The sequence below is a fragment of the Kosakonia pseudosacchari genome (genome assembly GCF_900184035.1).
Lineage (GTDB): Bacteria > Pseudomonadota > Gammaproteobacteria > Enterobacterales > Enterobacteriaceae > Kosakonia > Kosakonia pseudosacchari.
The window spans coordinates 219,587-242,641 of record NZ_FXWP01000014.1 but is presented as its reverse complement, the minus strand read 5'-3'; the positions used below and the strand labels follow the sequence as shown (position 1 = coordinate 242,641).

Sequence of the window (23,055 nt, the reverse complement as noted above, 5' to 3'; positions counted from 1 at the left end):
GTCAATACAGGTAACCGTGATTTACAACGACGGTGAGAATCGGTAAACAAAGTTAAAAAAAACTTCAGGCACCTGTTTTCAGCAGGGAAATTTGTGCTAGCGGCAAGATGCCAGAATAATGCGCTTATTAACTCGCCGTAATCAGTGATTAACATTCATGCAGATAATGAAAAAATTCTTGCGAAATGCTGAATATCTGAGCGATTAATGCCGCGAACGTTAAAACGCACAGGTGAAAATGCTGCCTCTATCCATAAGCAACGCGAAAAAAGATTCAAACATATATAAAAAAATACAATGGAATATCGCACAAAACAGTGAACTGGCAGCGGGAAATGGGGATAAGGGAGATTTCGGCCAATTTGCCGCCTGGCATTCTGTAGGGAAACACTGTGTTTCCCTGGCGTATACATCGCCCTGGCGAAAGCGCCACGTCGGCACAGGAGGAGAAGTTTCGTTCATCAGGCGTTATGCAGACACATCATCTCTGATAACTCGCCACTGCGTGGCTCGCCCTGCGGGCCGTTGCTGGCGCAACGTTCTCTCGCTTCGCTCGGGTCGAACCTCTGCCCCCGGAGGTTCTCATCCTCTTTCGGATGCAAAAAGCAAAAAACCCAACCTTGCGGTTGGGCTTTTTTGAATTTGGTCGGTGATAGAGGATAACTCGCCACTGCGTGGCTCGCCCTGCGGGCCGTTGCTGGCGCAACGTTCTCTCGCTTCGCTCGGGTCGAACCTCTGCCCCCGGAGGTTCTCATCCTCTTTCGGGTGCAGAAAGCAAAAAACCCAACCTTGCGGTTGGGCTTTTTTGAATTTGGTCGGTGATAGAGGATTCGAACCTCCGACCCCTTCGTCCCGAACGAAGTGCGCTACCAGGCTGCGCCAATCACCGAATGCGGGGCGCATCTTACTGCCGCCGACATGCCCCGTCAATCCCTTCGTGTAAAAAAGCTAACTGACTGGTGATAAAGCCAGCAAGCGGCTTATTTCGCCGTCTGCGACGGCAAATGGCACCAGTTGTTGTTCTCATTGATCCCGCCGTTCGGCGAGGTATAACCCAGGCATCCCATGATGGTGTCATACAGCTCAACGTGGCGGCGCGGCGTTTTAAATGCCGCCTGCTGCTTGAGCTGCGCGAACATTTGCGCTTTCTGCGGGTCCTGCAAATATTTGTCCGACATCCAGACCATCATCGGCACGCGGAACTGCTCCGGCGGTGCCATTTTGCGCGGTGTACCGTGCAGATGCTCTTTCTCATTGATCGACTCACCATGGTCGGCGGCATAGAACACAATCGCTTTGCGATCGCGCACCTTATCAATCACCGTATCGATAAAGTGATCAACGTACGTCACCGAGTTATCAAAGGAGTTAATCAGCTCTTCCTTAGTGCACTTGTCATCCACGCCAACACACTCCGGCTGCCACTTCGCAAAGCTGCGTGGGTAGCGCTGCGTGTAGTTAAAGTGCGAGCCTTTGGTATGCAGAATAATCATGTGCTTACCGCCGGAACTGTTATCCAGCGAGCGCTGCATCTCATCGATAAGCAGCATGTCATCGACGTTTTTGCTACGGTTGCGCGGCTCGGCACCAATCTGCTCGCGGTACGCGATGTTGTCGGCCATGGTGTTGCTGTAGAACCACATCTCGCTCTGCATCGCGTATAAATCGCTGGAAAAACCGAGCTGTTTCAGTACCGCAAAGACGTTTTGCTCTTTCAGCGTGCGCTGCGGGTTATCATCCGCCCCGCCCTCACGCACAAACATACAACGCAAGGAGAGTTTGGTCGCGGTATCACAGGAATAACCGCGGAACGCCACCAGGTTTTTCTCCTGCGCCAGTTTCGGCGTGGTATCGCGGGAATAGCCCAGCATTCCCATATGATCCCAGCGCGTGGTCTCGCCGATGATAAACACCACCATGGTGTCATCGATGTCTTTCGGCGCGACATAGGTAAATTTTTTCGCCGGGTTAATCAGCGATTTATAGTCGGAAGATTCATCTACCTGCGCCCAGGCATACAGGCCCAGCGCTGAAAGCCAGTTCGACGGCAGATAAGAGTTTGCCACTACGCCGCCATAGCTTGGCATATCGACACCGGATGTCCGCTCCGAGTGTTTTTGCTGTAAATCGAGCAGGCGAATCGGCCCCCAGACCATTAAACCCGCCAGCAGCACAATGCTCACGCTGCGAATGCGCGCGCCCGGGGTGCTCAACTGGCGCAGCAACGTGTCGCGACAGCGGTTACTCCAGATGGAAAGCAACGGCAGTGCGCTTACCAGCACCACCCACGCGATAAGCTGCCAGCCCACCACCTCTTTGGAGAGATCGATATCCGTGGTCATCACCGAGGCAATAATGCCGTAGCCAATCACCACGTTAAGAAACGTCATGTAATAGCTGGCCGCAGCGGAGAAAATAACAACCAGCGACGCCAGCACACGCCAAACCCGGCGGCCCAGCAGGGACAAAAGACGTAACAAAAAGAAGGTGACCAGCACCGTACCAATGAGTTCAACAACCGCAGAGAGTCCTTTCAAAACGGTGAACGCTTGCGCATAACCGTCGAATCGACGGTAGAACACAGCGCTATTCATAAACAGACCGATATATATCGCCAGCAGGAAGCTGAGCTTCTGCTGCGTCATCGCTTTGATATAAGTCATGCAAGCAACTCTGAAGGAATAAAAATCACCTGGCGAACGTTATTCGATAACGTCCGCAGGGTGGTAAGTCGCGAAGGAAGTTTGACCGGGAAACTTCTAAAGCGCGGTAAGTAGACCATAGCGGCGGGGAAAAGTGTCATTCGGAAGTGCTAACCGGCCATATATTTACAAAAAAATATGGCCGGGGTCAGAAAACCGCAAAAAAAGGGAGTATCAGGACGTGATCACATTAAGTTTTACGTCAATATTGCCGCGGGTCGCATTCGAGTACGGGCAAACAATGTGTGCTTTCTGTACCAGCGCTTCCGCTTCCTGGTGATCCATGCCCGGCAGGTGAATATCCAGCTGCGCTTCAATACCAAAACCGGTCGGCAACGGGCCAATGCCTACCTGCCCTTCAATATAGGCCTCTTGCGGCACTTTCTTTTTCTCTACCGACGCAACATGTTTCAGCGCCCCGAGAAAACAGGCGGAGTAACCTGCGGCAAAAAGCTGCTCCGGGTTGGTCACTTCACCGCCAGCGCCGCCCATCTCTTTTGGCACGCCCAGTTTGACATCCAGCACGCCATCAGAAGAGGTTGCACGGCCATCACGGCCCCCGGTTGCTTTCGCTTTCGCACGATAAACCACTTTTTCTAAAGACATTTGAGACTCCTTTAGTAGGTAGAACCTGACCAATAAGGATAGTCGCTCTGGCGGGAGTGTGCGGCAGATACAGAAAAACCGCCGACATTGCGGCGGTTTTTACACAATTTTATCGTCAGGCGTGCGCTTCTTTGTAAACGCGACGTTGTGGCTGGCGAATGGTCGTGGAGAGCGCCAGAGAGAGGATCAGCAGGGCGAAGATAACGCAGAAGGTGACATAGAAGCCGCCAAACAGCGAAGCAATAATCGACCCACAGATACTGCCAATACCGAAGCCCAGATAAATCACACCGTAGTTTTTCGCCAGGTTGTTCAGGCCGAAGAACTCGCTCACCAGCGACGGGAACACAGTGAGATTACCGCCAAAGTTAAAGGCCACGCAGGCGATAGCGGCAAAGAATGTCATAGCATTCAGCGGCGCGAACAGCAGTGCGGCCATGCCAACCAGCGAAATAATCTGCCCCAGCGTAATCACACGGATACGGGAAATTTTGTCAGACAGCACACCCAGCACCAGGCGACCGCTCAGGTTAGCAATCGCAATCACGGTCACTGCACTTGCCGCCGTCACCGCGTCCAAATGCACCATGCCCTGCGCGATATCTTTCGCCACGCCAATCACATACAGGCCACTCATGCAGGAGGTCAGGAACATTACAGCGAGCATCCAGTACTGCGGTTTACGCATTGACTGCGCCAGCGTGAAGTCATTTTCTACTACGCCGTTTGCAGTGGTCACTTTTTGCAGCGGCGCATCGGTCATCAGCATCGCGCCAAAAACAATCATCACCAGCACAATCGCGCCCCAGATCATAAAGGTACTTTCCAGGCCGACGGTGGCTAACAGATGGCTGTCGATAAATTTAAAACCCAGGCTGCCAAGGCCGTAAGAACCGATGGAGAAGGCGGAGATCAGCCCTTTGCGCTCCGGGAACCACTTCACGCAGTTGGAAAGCGTCAGTAAGTAACCTGCGCCGTCAGCCAGACCAACCAACACACCCGCGCTCAGCCACAGCATCAGCAGGTTGCTGGAGTGCGCAGTAAGGAAGAAACCCAGCCCCAGCAGCACGCCGGAAGCGATAGTGACGCGTTTTACGCCAAAACGTTCCTGTAATTTCCCGGCGACAGAAGAGGCCAACGCCAGACCGAGGCTCAGCAGACCAAACGAGAACGCCACCTGGCTTACTGGTTCGTTCAGTTTTTCCGAAAGCGAGCTATTAAACAGGCTCCAGGTATAAACAGAACCTAAAGCAAACTGCGTAACAATGGTGCCGAACAGTGTCAGCCAGCGAGTGCGATTAGCAGATGGTGTATTCATGGCAGTCGTCCTGCAAAGAAAAGAGAAGGAGTTCACTGCCGACAACAATAACGAAGCGCATTTCACGCCTGGCGAAAAAAGGCATGAAATGCGCGTCAGAAGGAATGAAATGCACCTAAGTGGGAATGAATGGCACCGGCATCACTTCATGCGCCGAATCTTAAATGTGAGTTAGTACATACTATCGCGATAAATCGCACGGTGATTGTTTCTCAAGTGTAAAAACTTTGTTTTAAATAGCGATCAGAACCGCGCGCTTACGCCCATGCTATAAAGGTAATTTTGCCCAAAGGTGGCATTTTCCGACTGCGACATTGCCGCGTAAGCCGCCAGATGTGGATTCAGCAGCATGTCCGCGCCAAGCGTCACATCCATCCAGTTACCGTATTGGTTAGCGGCGGTTAAGCGGTAAAGCCCGGACTGGCTCTTCCAGACATTCTCGCCAAATTGCTGGTTGAAACTGATTTGCGCCCACGGGCGAAGATCGCCAATGCGGCTATCCACGCGCCAGCCAAGTGAGCTCACGCTGGCGTGCCACAGCGGATCGCTGTACTGCATGGTGGTCGCACTGTCGCCAAATTCGTTATACATTGAGGTCATTGAGCCATCGTAATGCCACACCGCAACCGGGCCGGTGGTCACGCTGCTCGCCAGCGGAATATTCAGGCCAATGCTCATGGTGCTGATGGAATCCAGCGGGGTTTCATCGGGCAGATTAAACGCCACGCCGGGCAAATTTTGCGTCGAACGGATGCGCTCTTCGAGAATGTCGTTATAGCGCGGCTGCCGATCGCTATCCCAGGTGTAGCGTTCGGCGGTCACATTCATATTGTCGCTGCCACTGTATTCTTGCTGCCAGGCCGCTGCCGTCTGGCAAAAAAGCAGACAAGCAGGCAGCAGCACCAGCGAAAGGCCACTGCGGTTTATTTTCATCAAGTTGCGACTCCAGAGAAGAGCCGAATTCGGCGTAATTGTTATCGTTGTTTGTTAGGGTCAAGACCCTTTAATAAATATTGTCTTTCCGGGGTGCGCGTCAAGACAGGCAGGGGTTTATTTTACATATCACAGACGGAGTAAGGATATGCAGCGTTGTGGTTGGGTTACTCAGGATCCGCTTTATCTCGCTTACCATGATACCGAGTGGGGTGTGGCGCAAAAGGACGGGAAAAAGCTGTTCGAGATGATCTGCCTTGAGGGGCAGCAAGCGGGGTTATCGTGGATTACCGTTTTGAAAAAAAGGGAAAACTACCGCAAAGCGTTCCACCAATTTGAGCCTGAACGCGTCGCGGCAATGACCGCCGAAGAGGTAGAAATATTGCTGCAGGACGCCGGCATTATTCGTCATCGCGGCAAGATTGAAGCCATCATCGGCAACGCCCGCGCCTACCTGGCGATGGCGCAAAATGGCGAGCCATTTTCAGAATTTGTCTGGGGTTTTGTTGATAACACCCCGCAACTCACACAGGCCGCCACGCTTGCGGAAATCCCCACCTCCACTCCGGCGTCAGATGCGTTATCAAAAGCGCTGAAAAAACGCGGCTTCAAATTTGTCGGCACCACCATTTGCTACTCATTTATGCAGGCGTGCGGGCTGGTCAACGACCATATTACCGGCTGTTTCTGTCATCCCGGGGGAAAGCATGATCCGCGCGTGGCGTAGCAAGGATCTGTCGCCGTTGCTCACGCTGTGGATGGAGAGCACAAGCTTCGCCCATCCGTTTATTGATGTGCGCTACTGGCAGGATAGCGAAGCGCTGGTGCGCGACGCGTATTTGCCGGTGGCAAAAACCTGGGTCTGGGAAGACAACGGCGAGCTGCAAGGCTTTATCAGTGTGATGGACGCGCAGTTTATCGGGGCGCTGTTTGTGCGACCCGCCGCCATTGGCCACGGCATTGGCAAAGCGCTGATGGATCACGCCAAACAGCGCTTTAACTGGCTAAGCCTTGAGGTGTATCAGAAAAACGTGCGGGCAGTGAATTTCTACCATGCGCAGGGCTTTCGTATCGAAGATAGCGCCTGGCAGGAAGAAACCCGCCACCCGACGTGGATCATGAACTGGCAGGCGGATCAAACGCCGTCAGCGTAAGCGCCGGCCCCTGATATTTCTCTACCCACGCCAGCGCCGTATTCCCGGCGCAACCATTGCCCAGCCGTGAGCTGGGCAGATCTTTTGTCAGCACATTCACCGCGCCGTTTTTACAGATGCCGCCCGCCGCGGGGTCAAGATCCGGCCACGCACCTTCGTGAATGCAAATCACGCCAGGTTTAATGCCGTCGGTCACGACCGCGCCCGCAAGCACCTGCCCGCGCTGGTTCCACACGCGCACCACATCACCCGCGACAATCCCGCGCGCTTTCGCATCCGCAGGATGTAGCGTGACAGGTTCGCGACCGGCAACGGCATATGTTTCTCGCAAACGGGAATAGTTAAGCTGGCTGTGCAGGCGATGTGCCGGATGCGCAGACAGTACCTGTAACTGCTGTGGTTGCGCGTTACCGTGCCATTCATCCGGCTCCAGCCACATTGGGTGCGGCGGGCAATCGGCATAACCGAAACTGTTAATCCGCTCGGAGAAAATTTCGATTTTCCCGCTCGGCGTTTTTAAGGGGTTGGCCTGAGGATCGCGACGGAAATCCGCAAAGCGAACGAAACGCGCGTTCTGCTCGCTCTCCGGCATTTCAATAAGCTGGTTCGCCTGCCAGAACCCGGCGAACGGCGGCAGCGTCACCTGCTGGCTGGCACCGCGCTCGGCAGCGATATTGTAAAACGTCTCCAGCCATTGCAGATCGTTTTTGCCTTCGGTAAAACGCTCGCGGCCCCCCGCTTCCCAGCGTTCGCTCAGCTCGGCAAAAACATCAAAATCATCGCGCGCTTCATATTGCGGTGCGACCACCTGTTTCATCGGTACCAGGTGCTGGTTGCTGTAATCGCCGGTCATCGTCAAATCGTTACGTTCAAACGACGTGGTGGCAGGCAGTACGATGTCGGCGTGTTTCGCCGCCGCCGTCCAGAAACACTCGGAAATCACCACCAGCTCCGGCTTCTGCCAGGCGCGAATCAACCGGTTGGTATCCTGGTGATGGGTAAAATTAGCGCCGCCCGCCCACCAGACAAAGCGAATATCCGGGAAGTGGCGGTTCATGCCGTTGTGCTGATACGGTGCGCCGGGGTTTTCCAGCGCTTCGACAATACGCGCAACGGGGATTTTATCCACCGCATCAATGCCATCTTTCACCGTGCCCTGCATCGAACCCAGCACCGCTGCGCGGCGCGTCGGGTTGCCGCCGTTGGCGAAATGGTAAGAGAGACCAAAACCGCCGCCGGGCGTACCAATTTGCCCCAGCATGGCCGCCAGCGTCACCAGCATCCAGTGTTTTTGCTCGCCAAATTGCTGGCGCTGCATTCCCCAGCCGGACATCAACATGGTGGTGTTATCGTGGAAAAGTGCCGCCAATTCGCGAATTTTGTCGGCAGGAACGCCACAAATCTCTGCGGCCCATTCGGCGTTTTTTGCCACGCCGTCACGCTCACCGGTCAGGTAGGCGGCGAACGTGTCATACCCGACAGTGCAGCGGGAGAGGAAATCTTCATCCTGCCAGCCGTTTTCCACCAGCGTATGTGCAATACCGAGCATCAGCGCGACGTCAGTTCCCATGTGCGGAGCAATCCACTCCATGCTGTCGCCAAAGAAATCAACGGTTTCCGAACGCATCGGATCGATGCAGATCACCCGCTTACCGCTTTTGCGCAGCGCATCGAAATAGGGAATGCCCTGCTCGTCGCTGGCGTTCCAGGCAATTTTCAGCGTATTGAGTGGGTTAGCGCTCCACAGCACCACCACATCGCTATGTTCGAGGATTAACGGCCAGCTGGTCTGCTGCTGATATACTTCGTTGCCGCCAACCACATGCGGCATGATCGCCTGCGCCGCGCCGGTGGAGTAATCGCCGAGATGCCCGGTGTAACCCCCGGCAAGGCTCATGTAGCGTTGCAGCAAAGTGGCAGCCTTGTGCAGCACGCCGTTGGAGCGCCAGCCATAAGAGCCAGCGAAAATCGACGAGGGGCCATAAGTGTGGCGAATGCGCTGGTGCTGCTGATGAATCAGCGTCAGCGCCTCATCCCAGCTAACGCGCACGAACTCATCCTGGCCGCGAACGCCCTGCGGGCTGGAAGGTGAAGCGAGAAAACCTTTACGCACCATCGGATAGCGCACGCGCGTTGGGCTGTGCACCTGATCCTGTACAACGGTTTGCAGTGAGTTGGGATGACGCGTCGGCAGCGCGCCGCGCGAAGCGAGCACGTTTTCGCCGTCGGTGTCGACCAGCATTGGCCCCCAGTGGGCAGCCGTGAGAACAGTTTTGATTGCAGAGTTTGCCAACGCGCGCTCCTCGCCAGGTTGCAGGTGTGTCGATTTTGTTTTGCGCTCTATCATCCACAGCGGCAGCGCGATAGCAAAGAATTAAACGTCATTACGCTCACACTGCGGGTGATAAGCCTCGCTTAGTGCTTGATTGCGCGCTATTTCGCGCTAAGGTGTGGGCAACCATTCACGGCGAGGGAAGCAATCATGGCGAAAACGGCGCGACCAACCATCAGCGATGTCGCGAAAGCGGCAAAAACAGGGAAAACCAGTATTTCACGCTACCTGAATGGTGAAAAACATCTGCTTTCCGCCGCACTGCTGGCGCGTATTGAGCAGGCGGTTGCCGATCTCGACTACCGCCCAAGCCTGATGGCGCGCGGGTTAAAGCGCGGTCGCACCCGCTTGATTGGCCTGATCATCGCCGATATCACTAACCCCTATTCGGTGCATGTGCTGAGCGGCATTGAAGCCGCCTGTCGCGAAAAAGGGTTCACGCCACTGGTGTGTAACACCAATAACGAAGTGGATCAGGAGCTGCATTACCTCGACCTGCTGCGCAGTTACCAGGTGGAAGGCATTGTGGTTAACGCCGTGGGGATGCGTGAAGAGGGGCTAAACCGCCTGCAACAATCCTCGCTGCCGATGGTGCTGATTGACCGCAAAATCCCCGATTTCGCCTGCGATGTGGTCGGGCTGGACAACACCCAGGCTGCCACCACCGCCACCGAGCATCTGATTGAACAGGGTTTCGAAGCGCTGTTGTTCCTCAGCGAACCGCTGGGTTCAGTAAATACCCGCCGCGAGCGTCTGGCCGCTTTTCGCGCGACGCTCGCCCGCTACCCCGGCATGGTGGCGGAAAACGCCGAAATAGTGCTGCATGAAGCCGCGCAGCTCGATAATACCCTGCGCCAGTTCCACGCCAGCCATCGGGGCATGCGCAAAGCCGTTATCTCCGCCAACGGCGCGCTCACCCTGCAAGTAGCGCGTTCGCTAAAACGCATTGGCCTGAACTGGGGCGGCGATATTGGTCTGCTCGGTTTCGATGAGCTGGAGTGGGCCGAGCTGGCAGGCGTGGGCATCACCACCCTCAAACAGCCGACCTGGCAAATCGGCTTTGCCGCCGTCGAGCAAGTCGTGCGGCGCATTGAAGGCCACAGCGACACCGTTCGCGAACAGGTTTTTTCCGGCGAACTGATCGTGCGCGGCTCTACAGCGCGTTAAATAACCTTCGTGATGACGATCATACTTCCGGCACAGTGACCTTTTCTTTGGAACCGGTTCCATCTAGCGTTAAAGACATACGAAAGCGAGAAGATCGCCCGGAGTCGAACAATGCAGAGAAAAATTATCGTCGTCACCGCCGCTTACGGCCATACGCAAATCGAGGCGCTGGGCGGGCAAATTGCCCTGCTGCCGATTATTGCCGAAGCCGGAGCCGATGGCGTTGAGATCCGCCGCGAGCTGTTAAGTGAAGAGGCGTTAACCCATCTGGCCTCGCTGGCCTTCGCCATCGACCTGCACAACCTGCAAGTCTGTTATTCCGCTCCTGAGGCGCTGTTCGAACCGGACGGCGCACTGAACCCGCGCTTACCGGCCTTGCTGGCGGAAGCGCAAATGCTGAAAGCCCAGTGGTTAAAACTCTCGCTCGGCCACTTCCGCCATAACGCGCCACTGGAAACGCTGCGCGACTGGCTGGCAACCAGCCCGGTGCCGCTGGTGGTGGAAAACGACCAGACCGCATGCGGCAAACTCGCGCCAATGCTGCGATTTAAAGCTGCCTGTCACACGCTTGCCTTGCCGGTGAGCCTGACGTTCGACACCGGTAACTGGCTGTGGGTTGGCGAACATCCCGAAGACGCCGCACGTCAGTTAGCGCCAGCGGTCAGTTATATCCATGTCAAAGCCGCCATGACGCATGGCGACAGTTTCCGCGCCGTACCGCCGGACACTGCCGATGCCCGTTGGCTGGCGCTGCTGGATAACTTACCTGCCGATGCGCCGCGCGGTATCGAATTCCCGTTGCAGGGCGAGGATCTGACCGCCGTTACCCGTCATTACGTTAATTTGTTACGCGAGGAGTCCCATCATGCATAAACCGCTGGATGTCATCACCATTGGCGAAGCGATGGCGATGTTTGTCGCCACCGAAACCGGCGATCTGGCCGATGCCGGGCAGTTTATCAAGCGGGCGGCAGGCGCGGAGTTGAATGTCGCTACCGGGCTGGCGCGCCTGGGTTTGCAGGTCGGTTGGGTAAGCCGCGTCGGCGATGACAGCTTCGGGCGCTTTATCCTCAATACGCTGCGTAAAGAAAATATCAGTACCGCTGGCGTGACGCTCGACGGGCGTTATGCCACCGGCTTTCAACTGAAATCGAAAGCCGAGAATGGAACCGATCCCATCGTGGAATATTTCCGTAAAGGCTCGGCGGCCAGCCACCTTTCGACAGACGATTTTCACGCGGCGCTGTTTAACGACGCCCGTCATTTGCACCTTAGCGGCGTGGCGGCGGCGCTGTCCGCCTCCTCTTACGCACTGTTAGAACATGCCGCACAAAGCATGAAAGCGCAGGGCAAAACCATCTCATTTGACCCTAACCTGCGACCGGTGCTGTGGAAAAGCGAAGCGGAGATGGTGGAAAAACTCAACCGCCTCGCCTTCCAGGCTGACTGGGTTCTGCCTGGGTTGAAAGAGGGCTTCATCCTGACGGGCGAAAACACGCCGGAAGGGATTGCCGATTTCTATCTGCAACGCGGTGTAAAAGCGGTGGTGATCAAAACCGGTGCCGATGGCGCATGGTTTAAAACCGCCAGCGGAGAACAGGGCGCCGTTGCGCCAGTAAAAGTGGAGAACGTCATCGATACGGTCGGTGCCGGGGATGGCTTCGCCGTGGGTGTAATAAGCGCCCTGCTGGAAGGCAAAACCATGCCGGATGCCGTGCGCCGCGGTAACGCCATCGGCGCGCTGGCCATCCAGGTGCCGGGCGACAGCGAAGGATTGCCAACCCGTGCGGAGCTGGGCGCGCTGTAACGCACCCTGCCGCCAAAATATGATTTACCGCACTGTACCCTACAAACAGGCGGTTACCACCTCAACCACAGAGGCAACCTTATGAACGCTACAAATTCAACAAAACGCTGGCTGTATATCATGCCGATCGTGTTCATTACCTACAGCCTGGCCTACCTCGATCGCGCCAACTTTAGCTTTGCTTCCGCTGCCGGGATTAATGACGATTTAGGCATCACTAAAGGCGTGTCCTCGCTGTTAGGCGCGCTGTTCTTTCTTGGCTACTTCTTTTTCCAGATCCCAGGTGCGGTGTACGCCGAACGCCGCAGCGTACGTAAGCTGATCTTTATCTGCCTGATCCTGTGGGGCGGTTGCGCGTCGTTAACCGGCATGGTGAGTAATATCCCGATGCTGGCCGCCATCCGCTTTATCCTCGGTGTGGTGGAAGCCGCGGTGATGCCCGCGATGCTTATCTATATCAGTAACTGGTTTACCAAATCCGAACGTTCACGCGCCAATACGTTCCTGATCCTCGGGAACCCGGTGACGGTGCTGTGGATGTCGGTGGTGTCCGGTTATTTGATTCAGTCCTTTGGCTGGCGCGAAATGTTTATCATCGAGGGCGTTCCGGCGGTGATTTGGGCGTTCTGCTGGTGGGTGCTGGTAAAAGATAAACCCGCGCAGGTGAACTGGCTGTCGAACAGTGAGAAAACCGCGCTGCAAACCCAGCTCGATAAAGAGCAACAGGGCATTAAAGCGGTACGCAACTACAGCGAAGCCTTCCGCTCACGCAATGTGGTGCTGTTGTGCCTGCAATATTTCGCCTGGAGTATTGGCGTCTATGGTTTTGTTCTGTGGCTGCCGTCGATTATTCGCAGCGGCGGTGAAAACCTGGGTATGGTTGAAGTGGGCTGGCTCTCTTCAGTTCCTTATCTGGCGGCGACGCTGGCGATGATTCTCGCTTCATGGGCATCCGACAAGCTGCAAAACCGTAAACTGTTTGTCTGGCCGCTGCTGCTGATTGGCGCGTTTGCCTTTATTGGCTCGTGGGCGGTTGGCGCGAACCACTTCTGGATCTCTTATTGGCTGCTGGTTATCGCCGGCGCGGCGATGTACGCTCCTTACGGACCTTTCTTCGCCATTATTCCTGAAATGCTGCCGCGCAATGTCGCCGGTGGAGCGATGGCGCTCATCAACAGCATGGGTGCGCTGGGCTCTTTCTGCGGTTCATGGGTGGTGGGTTATCTCAACGGCGCAACCGGCAGCCCGGCGGCCTCGTACATTTTCATGGGGGTGGCGCTTTTCGCCTCCGTATGGCTTACTTTAATTGTTAAGCCTGCTAACAATAAGCAGATTCCGGCAGGCGCACCATCACAAGGGAGAACCGCATGAAGCCATCCATCATCCTGTACAAAGCCTTGCCCGATGATTTGCTGCAACGTCTGGAAACGCATTTCACCGTAACCCGCGTGGCGGACCTGAAACCGGAAACGGTGGCGCAACACGCCGATGCCTTCGCCAGCGCGCAAGGGTTGCTGGGTTCCAGCGAAAAAGTGGACAGCGAACTGCTGGCGAAAATGCCGCAGCTACGTGCCACGTCGACTGTCTCGGTAGGCTATGACAACTTTGATGTGGATGCGCTAAACGCGCGTAAAATTCTGCTGATGCACACCCCGACCGTGCTGACGGAAACGGTCGCCGATACCATTATGGCGCTGGTGCTGAGCAGCGCGCGCCGGGTGGTGGAAGTGGCTGAGCGAGTGAAAGCGGGCGAATGGACATCCGGCATTGGCGCTGACTGGTTTGGTATTGATGTGCACCATAAAACGCTGGGTATTATTGGCATGGGGCGCATCGGTCTTGCGCTGGCGCAACGCGCGCACTTCGGTTTCGGCATGCCGATCCTCTACAACGCGCGTCGTCACCACACCGAGGCGGAAGAGCGCTTTCAGGCTCGCTATTGCGATTTAGACACGCTGCTGAAAGAGTCCGATTTCGTTTGCCTGGTGCTGCCGCTGACGGACGAGACGCATCACCTGATCGGCAAGGCACAGTTTGAGATGATGAAAAAATCGGCCATCTTTATCAATGCCGGGCGCGGCCCGGTCGTTGATGAAGCGGCGCTGATCGAGGCGCTGAAAAACGGCGAGATCCACGCCGCCGGGCTGGATGTCTTTGAACAAGAACCACTGCCGGTTGATTCGCCGTTGCTGTCGCTGCCCAATGTCGTGGCGCTGCCGCACATCGGTTCGGCAACCCATGAAACTCGCTACAACATGGCGGAGTGCGCGGTAGATAACCTGATCGACGCGCTGAACGGCAAAGTTGAGAAAAACTGCGTCAACGCGCAAGTAGCGAGCTAACGCAAAGCGCAATAAAAAAGAGGCGAACCTGTCGCCTCTTTTTTTTGCCTGCGCCAGATTACTGTTGCGTGGCGGTAACGGCTGCTGTCCAGGCCTGGTTGAACGCCTGATGCTGCGCCGCCAGCGGCCCAATCAGCGCGTTATACTGGCTGGCCTGCTGTGACGTCGGGAACTGAATGCCGTTGGCAACAAAGCTCACCTGCGTGCCCTGCTGAGCAATAAAATCACCCACCTGCACCAGTTGCTGGGTGAACACCTGCGCCGCCGGGATCAGCGGTTGCAACGCATTGGCCGGGTTGGTGACCACTTTGGTAAACACCTGGTCGTAAACCGGTTTCAGATCATCAGCCTGTTTTAACGCGGCATGCGACGCATCGGCCTGCATTTTTGCGTTTTGCAGCTGCTGGCTCAGCACGCCCAGCGAACCGTTGGCCTGGCGAAGCGGTTCACGCTGCGTCATATAATCCTGCGGCACGCGGATAGCGTTAACGCTGTCCACCACCGGGCGCAGACCGGAGTCCATCGCCTGGTTAACCTGCTGGGAATAGCCATAAATCACAGCATAATCAGAGACAAACGGGCCAAACTGTTTCTTCTGATCCGCCGTCAGCGCGGGCAGTCGTTCGCTGCTGCGCATGGCCGTATTTTGCAGGAAATCGATAAACGCCTTGCGCTGATCGCCCTCTTTGTCGAAACACCCACTCAGGCTTACTACCATTAATAACGCCGCAAGAGGCGCGAACCAGCGAGAGCAGGACTTTCCTGTCGCCATTTTGTTACTCCTTTCACCCATAAAAGCGCATACCGGCACACGCGTGCCTGACGGCTTACAAGGATAGTCCAGGTCTGCTTCGCAAGATACCCCTTCAATGCATTCTTAAACGCGCGAAAACGACCTGGCATGAAATTTTCCGCGAAATGGTACAGATAATTCTTAATCGAAAATTCTGCTGAGAGTTTACAAAAATATACTGAATAAATGCAGCCTGAGCGTAATCAATCAATTAAGCGATATTCCACTGTCAAAACGTGCATCTCAACTGCAGCAAAACGTTTCGCCGCCTAAATAATCACTGGCGCAACCACCACACCAGGAATTTTCACGACTATTCTTAATGAGCTGTATCACGATCCCGCTGTGTGATTTTACGAGGAGTTCTCGATGGAATATAAAGATCCAGAATTTGAGCTGTTGAGCAGCCTGGAACAGATTGTTTTCAAAAAAGACGTAACGCAGCCGGCAACCCTGAGCAAGAAGCAGAATTACTTTAGTGACTTTGAACAATTGCGACGTGGAACCGGGCTTAAAATTGATGACTTCGCTCGTGCCATGGGAGTCTCGGTATCGATGGTGCATGAATGGGAATCACAACGAATAAAACCCACGGCTACCGAGATGAAACTGATGCGTCTGATTCATGCGAACCCAACGCTCAGTAAGCAGTTAATTGAATAAAGCGTGATGGTAGAACCCCCGTTAACCCGGGGGTCAATGCTCACCTTACTCCGCTTCGCAGTACCAGCCCTCTTCCCGCCATACCAGACTGTGCGTAAGCGTTAATCCCTGCAGAAATGACGCATCATGAGACACCACCAGCATCGCGCCAGGAAATGTCGCCAGCGCTGCTTCAATCGCCTGCGTTGACGCCAGATCGAGATGGTTCGTCGGCTCATCCAGCAGCAGCAACTGCGTGGCATCGCGCCGCCACAGTACGCACGCCAGCGCCGCTTTTAACCGCTCGCCGCCGCTCAGCGCCGCCAGCGGTAACACCACTTTATCTGCCCCCAGTTGCAGTTGCGCCAGGCGAGTGCGCAGTATGCCCTCCTCCATCGGCGTATCGCCAGCATTGAGATGCGTCAGTACCGACAGCGAGAGATCGAGCTGCGATAAATGCTGATCAAGGTACGCGCAGGTGACCGCGCGCTGGCACAGACCGGCGCGGGGAGCCAGCTCGCCGAGGATAACTTTCAGCAGCGTCGATTTACCGCAACCATTCGGCCCGCGCACCGCCACGCGCATTGGGCCATCCATACGCCAGTTAAGCGGAGGAAGCGCCACATGCGGCAGCAGCAGATCCTCCATGACCAGCACCTGCTTACCGTCGGGAAGGTGGCTGCCGGGCAGCGTAAACAGCACCGGCATCTCCTCTTCCACCCGCTCGCGCGCCTGGTTAACGGCAGTGTTAAGCGCGTCATTCTGCTCGCGGTGCTGTTTACGCCAGCTATCTGGCCGCTCTTTCGCCGCGTTCTTGTACTTCACTCGCTCAAACGAGGCGATATTTAACGAATCGACGGTTCGCAGCGTGTGCGCTGAGCGCCGCTGGCTGGCATCATGCTCTTTCTGCATTCTGCTGCGGGTACGTCGACGTTCGTTGGTCGCGTGCTCAAGCATTGCTCGTGCGGCTTGCTGCTCCGCATCGCGCTGGCGCTGGTAGTCGTCATAATTGCCGCCATAGCTGCGCAACCCGGCAGGCGTGAGCTCGAGAATTCGCGGCATTAGCGCCAGTAGCTCGCGATCGTGACTCGCCACCAACGCACCGCCGTTTCGCTGCGCCAGCTGTGCGTAAAACCACTCGCGCCCCTTCCTGTCGAGGTGGTTGGTCGGTTCATCCAGCAGCAAATAATCCGTACTGGCGATAAACGCACTGCATAACAGTGCCCGCACGCGCTCGCCGCCACTCAGGCTCATGGCCGGTCTGTACGGGTCGAAAGTGGGAAGTCTGGCGTCAGAAAAAGCCGCTGCCAGGCGTTCCGGCAGATCCCAGTAGCCTTCAAGTTTGTCGAGATCGTCGGGCTGGTAAGCGCCCTGTTCGACACGCTCGCGGGCCGCGAAAACGCCGGTGTAACCCAGCAGTTCCGCAAGCGTGGTATGCGCAGAAACCGCGTGCTGCTGTGCAACATACGTATGCGTGCCGAAGCGTTCGATATGTCCGCTGGCAGGTATGGCGAACCCGGCAAGCAGACGGAGTAATTGCGTTTTGCCCACGCCATTGCGCCCCACCAGGCCGCACAGCGACGGTTCAAGGGAGAGGGTAAGCGGGCCAAAAAGCGTATCGCCCGTCGCAAACTGACAGGTGAGCTGATGCAAAATAAAAGCGGGGATCTGGGCGCAATGAGCCATAAGCACTCCTGAATGAAATCAATACATCCCCTGCCAACGCCTGCGCGTTTAGCAAGGATCCGAGTTCATCAGTCGTGTTTGTTCATTTTCAGAGGGCGCTCCGGTGAGACGAGAGATTCGTCGGGGCAAAGAATAGTCGCATCATCGCCCCTCTTCAAGATTAAATTTTCACCATCTCGTCATAAAGAGGCTAATCATTTGCATGTTATTGCCGATGAATATGGTGACTTAACTAAAAGTAGCAGACCGTGCGTGTAAACCGGGAAGGGAATTTCACAAAGGAAACAACGAAACAGCGCGTTATGTGAAAACACAACGATGCTGAGGCGTTAAGCCGCATTCATCAGGAAAGAGATCCACCCCGGGCGCTTTACATTGTCCTTTTCAGGCAATGCATCACCAGACGAGAATGAATGATGTCGAAATATATCCTGATTGTCGATGACAGCCGCCTGTCACGCATGATTTCACGCCAGTATGTGCTCAGCCTGCATAAGGACTGGGAAATCGACGAAGCCGGAACGGGCGAAGAGGCGATCGAACTGGCATCGGCGCACACACCTTATGCGATTTTGCTGGATGTAAACATGCCGGGTATTGGCGGCATGGAAACCGCGTCGCGCATCCGCCAGACGCACCCTGGCACGCATATCATTCTGCTCACCGCCAACGTTCAGCACTCCATCCAAACCGCCGCGCAAGCGCTCGGTCTCGGCTTTCTGCCAAAACCGCTGAAAGAGCCGCAACTCCACGCGGTGTTGAACAGCCTGGAGGCACATCCATGAGTGAATTGCCGGATATCAGCGAAATTGAAACCGACAGCCTGATGGAGATTTTCAACATTGGTGTCGGCCAGGCCGCCGCCGCGATGAGTAATATCGTCAATGAAGAAGTGCGGATGTCAGTGCCGACGATCCGCTTTACGCCGCGCTCTGAAGCCGCTGAAGAGCTGGGAGCGGGCATAGCATTATTCGGCATTAGCCAGCACTATCAGGGCGCTTATGCCACCGAAGCGATTTTGATGTTTCCGGAAGCCGCCAGTTTTGAAATTGTGCGCATGATGGTGGGTGACCTGATCCCCGCACATGAGTTGGGCGAGATGGAACGCGAAGCGATGAGCGAAATCGGCAATATTGTGCTCAACGCCTGTGTCGGGACGCTGGCCAATATGTTCCAGCAAGAGCTGCAAGGTTCGCTGCCCGTCGTTCGCGTGGGCAGCAGCCAGCAGATCCTCAACCCGAATAAAGATGACAACGATCCGTTGGTGATGATGCTGCGCATCGATTTTGCGCTTGAGCGCCAGCAAATTCAGGGATACCTCGCCTTTATCCTTGATATGTCCGCGCTGCGCGACTTACGCGAACAGATCCGGCTTTATATCAGCCGCTTAGAAACCGGCAGTGTTCCAGATGGAATGCATTGAAAATGAAAGATAAGTTGTTGTTTGACGCCTTTTCATCCTTAAGCCTCGGTGTGATCATTGTTGATGCACACTACCGTATCGCCCTGTGGAACGCGTGGTTAGAAACGCACACCGGGCGTGCGGCCTGCGATACGGTTGGCGAGGATTTTTTTAGCGTATTCCCCGACCTGGCGTATCACCGTGTCGGCGATGCGATTCGTCAGGCTATTGGCCACAATTTATCTGCCCTGCTTTCGCAATCTTTGCACCGTTCGCCCTTCCCGCTCTACGCCGAACCTTCACGCCCTGGCGCGCGCCTGAGCCAGGCGGTCACCATTGTGCCGTTAGGCGATGCGGAACGTTATTGCCTGATTCAGATAGTCGATGTTACCGCCGCCGTGCGCCGCGAATCCCTACTGCGTGACCAGGCGCATGAGCTTTTATCACAATCGCTGTCAGATGGGCTGACCGGTGTGGGTAACCGCCGTTATTTCGACCTTTGTATTGAGCGTGAATGGCGCGCCAGCAAGCGCAATAACAAGCCGCTGTCGCTGCTGTTGATTGATGTTGATTACTTCAAACTTTATAACGACTGCAATGGCCACCAGCGCGGTGACGAGTGCTTGCAGCAAATCGCCACCGCGATGCGTAGCGCGCTGAAAAACCCTGCTGATGTCCTGTTCCGTTACGGCGGGGAAGAATTCTGCGCCCTGTTACCGGAAACCCGCTGCGCCGATGCCGTTGAGCTTGCCGAGAAACTGCGCACCAGCGTACAGTTGCTGGATTTGCCCCACGCCAGTTCTCCAGGTGGTATCGTTAGCGTCAGTATTGGCATCGCCAGCCTCTGCCAGAAAAGCCACACCGAGTACGGGCAGCTTATCCAGAGCGCCGATAATGCGTTGTATGAAGCCAAGCGCGCAGGCCGTAACAACGTTCGCGTCAACGCCACGTTTACGCCGTTCGCCCCTTACCCCGGCGAGCAAAACAGGTCGTAGCTCTGACGCCAGGCAATAAAAAACCCGCCGCAGCGGGTTTTTTATTGCCATGACGATTACTGCAGCAGAGAGATATCCGCAACCTGCAGGAACAGTTCACGCAGTTTAGACAGCAATGTCAGGCGGTTGATACGCACGTCTTTGTCGTCGGCATTCACCATCACGTTCTCAAAGAACTCATCCACCGGTTCACGCAACTGCGCCAGCTCGATCAACGCTTCCTGATAACGGCCTTCGGCGAAGTACGGCTGCAGTTTATCGCGCAGAACGACCACATTGCCCGCCAGCTTGATTTCCGCCGCTTCTTTCAGCACCGAGGCGTGAACGATATCGTTCAGCGTCTCGTCGGATTTCGCCAGGATATTAGAAACGCGCTTGTTCGCTGCCGCCAGCGCCGCCGCTTCGTCGAGCGTACGGAAGTGCGAAACCGCCTTCATACGCGCATCAAAGTCTGCCGGTTTGGTCGGACGACGCGCCAGCACAGCCTGAATGGTATCCACGCTGTAACCTTCGTCCTGATACCAGGCACGGAAACGACCCAGCATAAAGTCGATCACATCATCGACCACTTTCGCGTTGGTCAGCTTGTCGCCGTACAGACGCACCGCCTCTTCGGTCAGGGTTTGCAGATCCAGCGCCAGGTTCTTCTCAACGATAATACGCAGCACGCCCAGCGCCGCGCGGCGCAGTGCGAACGGGTCTTTATCGCCTTTCGGATGCTGGCCGATACCGAAGATCCCCGCGAGGGTGTCCATCTTATCGGCAATCGCCAGTGCGCAGGCAATCGGGTTCGACGGCAGTTCATCACCGGCAAAACGCGGCTGATACTGCTCGTTCAGCGCCACCGCAACGTCTTCTGCTTCGCCGTCGTGACGCGCATAGTGCATGCCCATCACGCCCTGGGTGTCAGTGAATTCAAACACCATGTTGGTCATCAGGTCGCATTTGGAGAGCAGGCCCGCGCGCGTGGCGTGATTTACATCCGCGCCAATCTGCCCGGCAATCCAGCCCGCCAGCGCCTGAATACGATCGGTCTTGTCGCGCAGCGTACCCAGCTGTTGCTGGAACAGCACGGTTTGCAGACGCGGCAGATGATCTTCGAGGCGTTTTTTGCGGTCGGTATTGAAGAAGAACTCGGCATCCGCCAGACGCGGGCGCACCACTTTTTCGTTACCGGAGATAATCTGCTGCGGATCTTTCGATTCGATGTTAGCGACGAAGATAAAGTTCGGCAGCAATTTGCCGTCATTGCCATACACCGGGAAGTACTTCTGGTCACCTTTCATGGTGTAAACCAGCGCTTCCGCCGGAACGGCGAGGAATTTCTCTTCGAACTTCGCGGTCAGTACCACCGGCCATTCCACCAGCGAGGTCACTTCTTCCAGCAGGCTGTCGCTCAGATCGGCATTGCCGCCAATCTTACGCGCCGCTTCTTCCGCATCCGCTTTGATTTTCGCTTTACGCGCGTCGTAATCGGCAATCACTTTGCCGCGCTCCAGCAGGATTTGCGGGTACTGATCGGCGTTATCGATGGTGAACTCCGGCTCGCCCATAAAGCGGTGGCCGCGAATCACGCGATCGGACGCAATACCCAGAATGGTTGCCGGGATAACGGTGTCGCCCAGCAGCAGCGTAACGGTGTGAACCGGACGGACAAAAGTCACGTCCGACGCGCCCCAGCGCATCAGTTTCGGGATCGGCAACTTGCCAAGCGAGTTAGCAATCATGTTTGGCAGCAGCGTTTCCACGCTTTCGCCTTTGACATGCGCACGATAGAGCAGCCATTCACCTTTGTCGGTGGTCAGACGCTCGGCCTGATCGACAGTGATGCCGCAACCCCGCGCCCAGCCTTCAGCCGCTTTACTCGGTTTACCTTCAGCATCAAATGCCTGGGCAATCGCCGGGCCGCGTTTTTCAACTTCACGATCCGGCTGGGAAGCCGCAAGTTTCGCGACTTTTACCGCCAGACGGCGCGGCGCGGCAAACCACTGCACGTCGCCGTGGGTGACACCCGCCGCATCCAGCTCAGCGGTAACGTTAGCAGCGAAGGACTCGGCCAGGCTGCGCAGGGCTTTTGGTGGCAGCTCTTCGGTGCCGATTTCCACCAGGAAAGTTTTCTCAGACATGGCCGCCTCTTATTTATTTCTGTTACACATCGGGAAGCCAAGGGCTTCACGGGAAGCGTAATACGCTTCAGCCACTGCTTTGGTCAGCGTACGGATGCGCAGAATATAGCGCTGACGTTCCGTCACGGAGATGGCTTTACGCGCATCCAGCAGGTTGAAGCTATGGGCGGCCTTCAGAATGCGCTCGTAGGCAGGCAGCGGCAGCGGGTTTTCCAGCGCCAGCAGCTGCTGCGCTTCTTTTTCATACTGCTCGAAGCAGCTGAACAGGAAGTCGACATCCGCGTATTCGAAATTGTAGGTGGATTGCTCCACTTCGTTCTGATGGAACACGTCGCCGTAAGTGGTTTTACCCAGCGGGCCATCGCTCCAGACCAGGTCGTAAACGCTGTCCACGCCCTGAATGTACATTGCCAGACGTTCCAGACCGTAGGTGATTTCACCGGTAACCGGTTTACACTCCAGACCGCCAACTTGCTGGAAGTAAGTAAACTGCGTCACTTCCATGCCGTTCAGCCACACTTCCCAGCCCAGACCCCAGGCACCCAGCGTCGGGTTTTCCCAGTTGTCTTCCACGAATCGAATATCGTGAATGGTCGGATCCATACCCAGCTCTTTCAGTGACCCGAGGTACAGCTCCTGAATGTTATCCGGAGACGGCTTAATCACCACCTGGAACTGATAATAGTGCTGTAAACGGTTCGGGTTTTCGCCATAGCGTCCATCGGTCGGACGGCGGGAAGGTTGCACATACGCGGTTGCCATCGGTTCTGGCCCCAGCGCGCGCAGGCTGGTCATCGGGTGCGATGTACCGGCGCCCACTTCCATGTCCAGAGGTTGAACAATAGTACAGCCCTGACGAGCCCAATAATCCTGTAAGGTCAGGATCAGACCCTGAAAGGTCCTGGTATCAAACTTTTGCATATTCTTTCGTGCTGGATACGTGTGGATTTAAAGGAAGCGCCCAGTATACCCGCTGGCTGCAAGATATACAGTACGAAACGGGTTTGTTTAAGGAAAATTGGGGAAAGCGCGCGCCTTCAGGCGGGAATC

The 23,055-nt window shown here is 55.8% G+C and carries 20 protein-coding genes, 1 tRNA gene and 2 other RNA genes; 11 read left to right on the top strand and 12 right to left on the bottom strand.

The window, feature by feature from the left end; genetic code table 11:
* Positions 1 to 489: 489 nt before the first annotated feature.
* From BN2591_RS14345 to BN2591_RS14315, 7 genes are all read right to left on the bottom strand, one after another.
* Positions 490 to 587, bottom strand: a non-coding RNA gene (locus BN2591_RS14345) — RtT sRNA.
* 56 nt (positions 588 to 643) lie between these two features.
* Positions 644 to 776: non-coding RNA, RtT sRNA (locus tag BN2591_RS14340), on the bottom strand.
* Positions 777 to 812: 36 nt separating this feature from the next.
* Positions 813 to 889 (bottom strand) — tRNA-Pro (locus BN2591_RS14335).
* A 91-nt stretch (positions 890 to 980) separates the two neighbouring features.
* A complete protein-coding gene (gene eptB / locus BN2591_RS14330; protein WP_086872524.1) occupies positions 981 to 2,663 on the bottom strand; it encodes a kdo(2)-lipid A phosphoethanolamine 7''-transferase in 1,683 nt (560 codons plus the stop codon).
* 213 nt (positions 2,664 to 2,876) lie between these two features.
* Positions 2,877 to 3,308 (bottom strand): organic hydroperoxide resistance protein, encoded by a 432-nt coding sequence (locus BN2591_RS14325; protein WP_017458241.1) that lies wholly within the window; start codon positions 3,306 to 3,308, stop codon positions 2,877 to 2,879.
* Positions 3,309 to 3,423: 115 nt separating this feature from the next.
* Complete coding sequence (locus tag BN2591_RS14320) at positions 3,424 to 4,626, bottom strand: L-lactate MFS transporter (protein WP_086872521.1); 1,203 nt, start codon at positions 4,624 to 4,626, stop codon at positions 3,424 to 3,426.
* 243 nt (positions 4,627 to 4,869) lie between these two features.
* Positions 4,870 to 5,559, bottom strand: coding sequence for an autotransporter outer membrane beta-barrel domain-containing protein (locus BN2591_RS14315; protein ID WP_086872519.1), 690 nt, complete (start codon positions 5,557 to 5,559; stop codon positions 4,870 to 4,872).
* Between the two features lie 148 nt (positions 5,560 to 5,707).
* Between BN2591_RS14315 and tag the strand changes: the two genes are divergently transcribed.
* Positions 5,708 to 6,286: a DNA-3-methyladenine glycosylase I gene (tag, locus tag BN2591_RS14310; RefSeq protein ID WP_086872517.1), complete on the top strand. Its 579-nt coding sequence runs from the start codon at positions 5,708 to 5,710 to the stop codon at positions 6,284 to 6,286.
* Positions 6,267 to 6,713 (top strand): N-acetyltransferase, encoded by a 447-nt coding sequence (locus BN2591_RS14305; RefSeq protein WP_086872515.1) that lies wholly within the window; start codon positions 6,267 to 6,269, stop codon positions 6,711 to 6,713. Before tag ends, BN2591_RS14305 begins: the two co-directional genes overlap by 20 nt.
* Here the strand turns inward: BN2591_RS14305 and BN2591_RS14300 are convergent.
* Positions 6,676 to 9,060, bottom strand: a complete 2,385-nt coding sequence (locus BN2591_RS14300) for a molybdopterin guanine dinucleotide-containing S/N-oxide reductase (protein ID WP_086872513.1) — start codon at positions 9,058 to 9,060, stop codon at positions 6,676 to 6,678. The two genes, BN2591_RS14305 and BN2591_RS14300, sit on opposite strands and share 38 nt — an antisense overlap.
* A gap of 135 nt (positions 9,061 to 9,195) precedes the next feature.
* Here BN2591_RS14300 and BN2591_RS14295 point away from each other — a divergent pair, with 135 nt between their 5' ends.
* The 5 genes from BN2591_RS14295 (at position 9,196) to ghrB (ending at position 14,361) form a co-directional block, all read left to right on the top strand.
* Positions 9,196 to 10,212 carry a LacI family DNA-binding transcriptional regulator gene (locus tag BN2591_RS14295; RefSeq protein WP_086872511.1) on the top strand — a complete coding sequence of 339 codons (1,017 nt, stop codon included), beginning with the start codon at positions 9,196 to 9,198 and terminating at the stop codon, positions 10,210 to 10,212.
* Positions 10,213 to 10,323: 111 nt separating this feature from the next.
* Positions 10,324 to 11,085, top strand: coding sequence for a sugar phosphate isomerase/epimerase family protein (locus tag BN2591_RS14290; RefSeq protein ID WP_086872509.1), 762 nt, complete (start codon positions 10,324 to 10,326; stop codon positions 11,083 to 11,085).
* Positions 11,078 to 12,019 (top strand): sugar kinase, encoded by a 942-nt coding sequence (locus BN2591_RS14285; RefSeq protein ID WP_086872507.1) that lies wholly within the window; start codon positions 11,078 to 11,080, stop codon positions 12,017 to 12,019. Before BN2591_RS14290 ends, BN2591_RS14285 begins: the two co-directional genes overlap by 8 nt.
* 81 nt (positions 12,020 to 12,100) lie before the next feature.
* A complete protein-coding gene (locus BN2591_RS14280) occupies positions 12,101 to 13,390 on the top strand; it encodes an MFS transporter (RefSeq protein ID WP_086872505.1) in 1,290 nt (429 codons plus the stop codon).
* On the top strand, positions 13,387 to 14,361 hold the full coding sequence (gene ghrB, locus BN2591_RS14275; RefSeq protein ID WP_086872498.1) for a glyoxylate/hydroxypyruvate reductase GhrB: 975 nt from the start codon (positions 13,387 to 13,389) through the stop codon (positions 14,359 to 14,361). Before BN2591_RS14280 ends, ghrB begins: the two co-directional genes overlap by 4 nt.
* Positions 14,362 to 14,419: 58 nt before the next feature.
* Here ghrB and BN2591_RS14270 read toward each other — a convergent pair whose 3' ends face one another.
* Entirely contained in the window at positions 14,420 to 15,133 is a 714-nt protein-coding gene (locus BN2591_RS14270) for a DUF3053 domain-containing protein (protein WP_086872496.1), read from the bottom strand.
* Positions 15,134 to 15,523: 390 nt separating this feature from the next.
* On the opposite strand from BN2591_RS14270, the gene BN2591_RS14265 reads away from it, so the two are divergent.
* Positions 15,524 to 15,817, top strand: coding sequence for an HTH-type transcriptional regulator (locus tag BN2591_RS14265; protein WP_086872494.1), 294 nt, complete (start codon positions 15,524 to 15,526; stop codon positions 15,815 to 15,817).
* Positions 15,818 to 15,862: 45 nt separating this feature from the next.
* Here the strand turns inward: BN2591_RS14265 and BN2591_RS14260 are convergent, their stop codons facing one another.
* A complete protein-coding gene (locus BN2591_RS14260; protein ID WP_086872492.1) occupies positions 15,863 to 17,482 on the bottom strand; it encodes an ABC-F family ATP-binding cassette domain-containing protein in 1,620 nt (539 codons plus the stop codon).
* Between the two features lie 413 nt (positions 17,483 to 17,895).
* On the opposite strand from BN2591_RS14260, the gene BN2591_RS14255 reads away from it, so the two are divergent.
* The 3 genes from BN2591_RS14255 to BN2591_RS14245 are packed head-to-tail and all read left to right on the top strand — an operon-like array spanning position 17,896 to position 19,879.
* The gene (locus BN2591_RS14255) at positions 17,896 to 18,267 is read left to right on the top strand and encodes a response regulator (RefSeq protein WP_017458227.1); all 372 of its coding nucleotides are present in this window, start codon (positions 17,896 to 17,898) and stop codon (positions 18,265 to 18,267) included.
* Positions 18,264 to 18,905: a chemotaxis protein CheC gene (locus BN2591_RS14250; protein WP_017458226.1), complete on the top strand. Its 642-nt coding sequence runs from the start codon at positions 18,264 to 18,266 to the stop codon at positions 18,903 to 18,905. The genes BN2591_RS14255 and BN2591_RS14250 overlap by 4 nt, the downstream gene beginning before the upstream one ends.
* Positions 18,906 to 18,907: 2 nt before the next feature.
* Positions 18,908 to 19,879, top strand: coding sequence for a GGDEF domain-containing protein (locus BN2591_RS14245; RefSeq protein ID WP_086872490.1), 972 nt, complete (start codon positions 18,908 to 18,910; stop codon positions 19,877 to 19,879).
* Between the two features lie 56 nt (positions 19,880 to 19,935).
* Here BN2591_RS14245 and glyS read toward each other — a convergent pair whose 3' ends face one another.
* Positions 19,936 to 22,005 (bottom strand): glycine--tRNA ligase subunit beta, encoded by a 2,070-nt coding sequence (gene glyS, locus BN2591_RS14240; RefSeq protein ID WP_086872489.1) that lies wholly within the window; start codon positions 22,003 to 22,005, stop codon positions 19,936 to 19,938.
* Positions 22,006 to 22,014: 9 nt separating this feature from the next.
* A complete protein-coding gene (glyQ, locus tag BN2591_RS14235) occupies positions 22,015 to 22,926 on the bottom strand; it encodes a glycine--tRNA ligase subunit alpha (protein WP_017458223.1) in 912 nt (303 codons plus the stop codon).
* Between the last annotated feature and the right edge of the window lie 129 nt (positions 22,927 to 23,055).

Excerpts from the sequence above, each read along its gene's own strand:
- BN2591_RS14290 (WP_086872509.1), top strand. The coding sequence starts at position 10,324 with ATGCAGAGAAAAATTATCGTCGTCACCGCCGCTTACGGCCATACGCAA.
- BN2591_RS14305 (WP_086872515.1), top strand. The coding sequence starts at position 6,267 with ATGATCCGCGCGTGGCGTAGCAAGGATCTGTCGCCGTTGCTCACGCTG.
- BN2591_RS14270 (WP_086872496.1), bottom strand. The coding sequence starts at position 15,133 with ATGGCGACAGGAAAGTCCTGCTCTCGCTGGTTCGCGCCTCTTGCGGCG.
- BN2591_RS14260 (WP_086872492.1), bottom strand. The coding sequence starts at position 17,482 with ATGGCTCATTGCGCCCAGATCCCCGCTTTTATTTTGCATCAGCTCACC.
- ghrB (WP_086872498.1), top strand. The coding sequence starts at position 13,387 with ATGAAGCCATCCATCATCCTGTACAAAGCCTTGCCCGATGATTTGCTG.
- BN2591_RS14285 (WP_086872507.1), top strand. The coding sequence starts at position 11,078 with ATGCATAAACCGCTGGATGTCATCACCATTGGCGAAGCGATGGCGATG.
- BN2591_RS14265 (WP_086872494.1), top strand. The coding sequence starts at position 15,524 with ATGGAATATAAAGATCCAGAATTTGAGCTGTTGAGCAGCCTGGAACAG.
- glyS (WP_086872489.1), bottom strand. The coding sequence starts at position 22,005 with ATGTCTGAGAAAACTTTCCTGGTGGAAATCGGCACCGAAGAGCTGCCA.
- BN2591_RS14245 (WP_086872490.1), top strand. The coding sequence starts at position 18,908 with ATGAAAGATAAGTTGTTGTTTGACGCCTTTTCATCCTTAAGCCTCGGT.
- BN2591_RS14315 (WP_086872519.1), bottom strand. The coding sequence starts at position 5,559 with ATGAAAATAAACCGCAGTGGCCTTTCGCTGGTGCTGCTGCCTGCTTGT.
- tag (WP_086872517.1), top strand. The coding sequence starts at position 5,708 with ATGCAGCGTTGTGGTTGGGTTACTCAGGATCCGCTTTATCTCGCTTAC.
- BN2591_RS14280 (WP_086872505.1), top strand. The coding sequence starts at position 12,101 with ATGAACGCTACAAATTCAACAAAACGCTGGCTGTATATCATGCCGATC.
- BN2591_RS14250 (WP_017458226.1), top strand. The coding sequence starts at position 18,264 with ATGAGTGAATTGCCGGATATCAGCGAAATTGAAACCGACAGCCTGATG.
- BN2591_RS14325 (WP_017458241.1), bottom strand. The coding sequence starts at position 3,308 with ATGTCTTTAGAAAAAGTGGTTTATCGTGCGAAAGCGAAAGCAACCGGG.
- BN2591_RS14295 (WP_086872511.1), top strand. The coding sequence starts at position 9,196 with ATGGCGAAAACGGCGCGACCAACCATCAGCGATGTCGCGAAAGCGGCA.
- BN2591_RS14320 (WP_086872521.1), bottom strand. The coding sequence starts at position 4,626 with ATGAATACACCATCTGCTAATCGCACTCGCTGGCTGACACTGTTCGGC.
- BN2591_RS14300 (WP_086872513.1), bottom strand. The coding sequence starts at position 9,060 with ATGATAGAGCGCAAAACAAAATCGACACACCTGCAACCTGGCGAGGAG.
- glyQ (WP_017458223.1), bottom strand. The coding sequence starts at position 22,926 with ATGCAAAAGTTTGATACCAGGACCTTTCAGGGTCTGATCCTGACCTTA.
- eptB (WP_086872524.1), bottom strand. The coding sequence starts at position 2,663 with ATGACTTATATCAAAGCGATGACGCAGCAGAAGCTCAGCTTCCTGCTG.
- BN2591_RS14255 (WP_017458227.1), top strand. The coding sequence starts at position 17,896 with ATGATGTCGAAATATATCCTGATTGTCGATGACAGCCGCCTGTCACGC.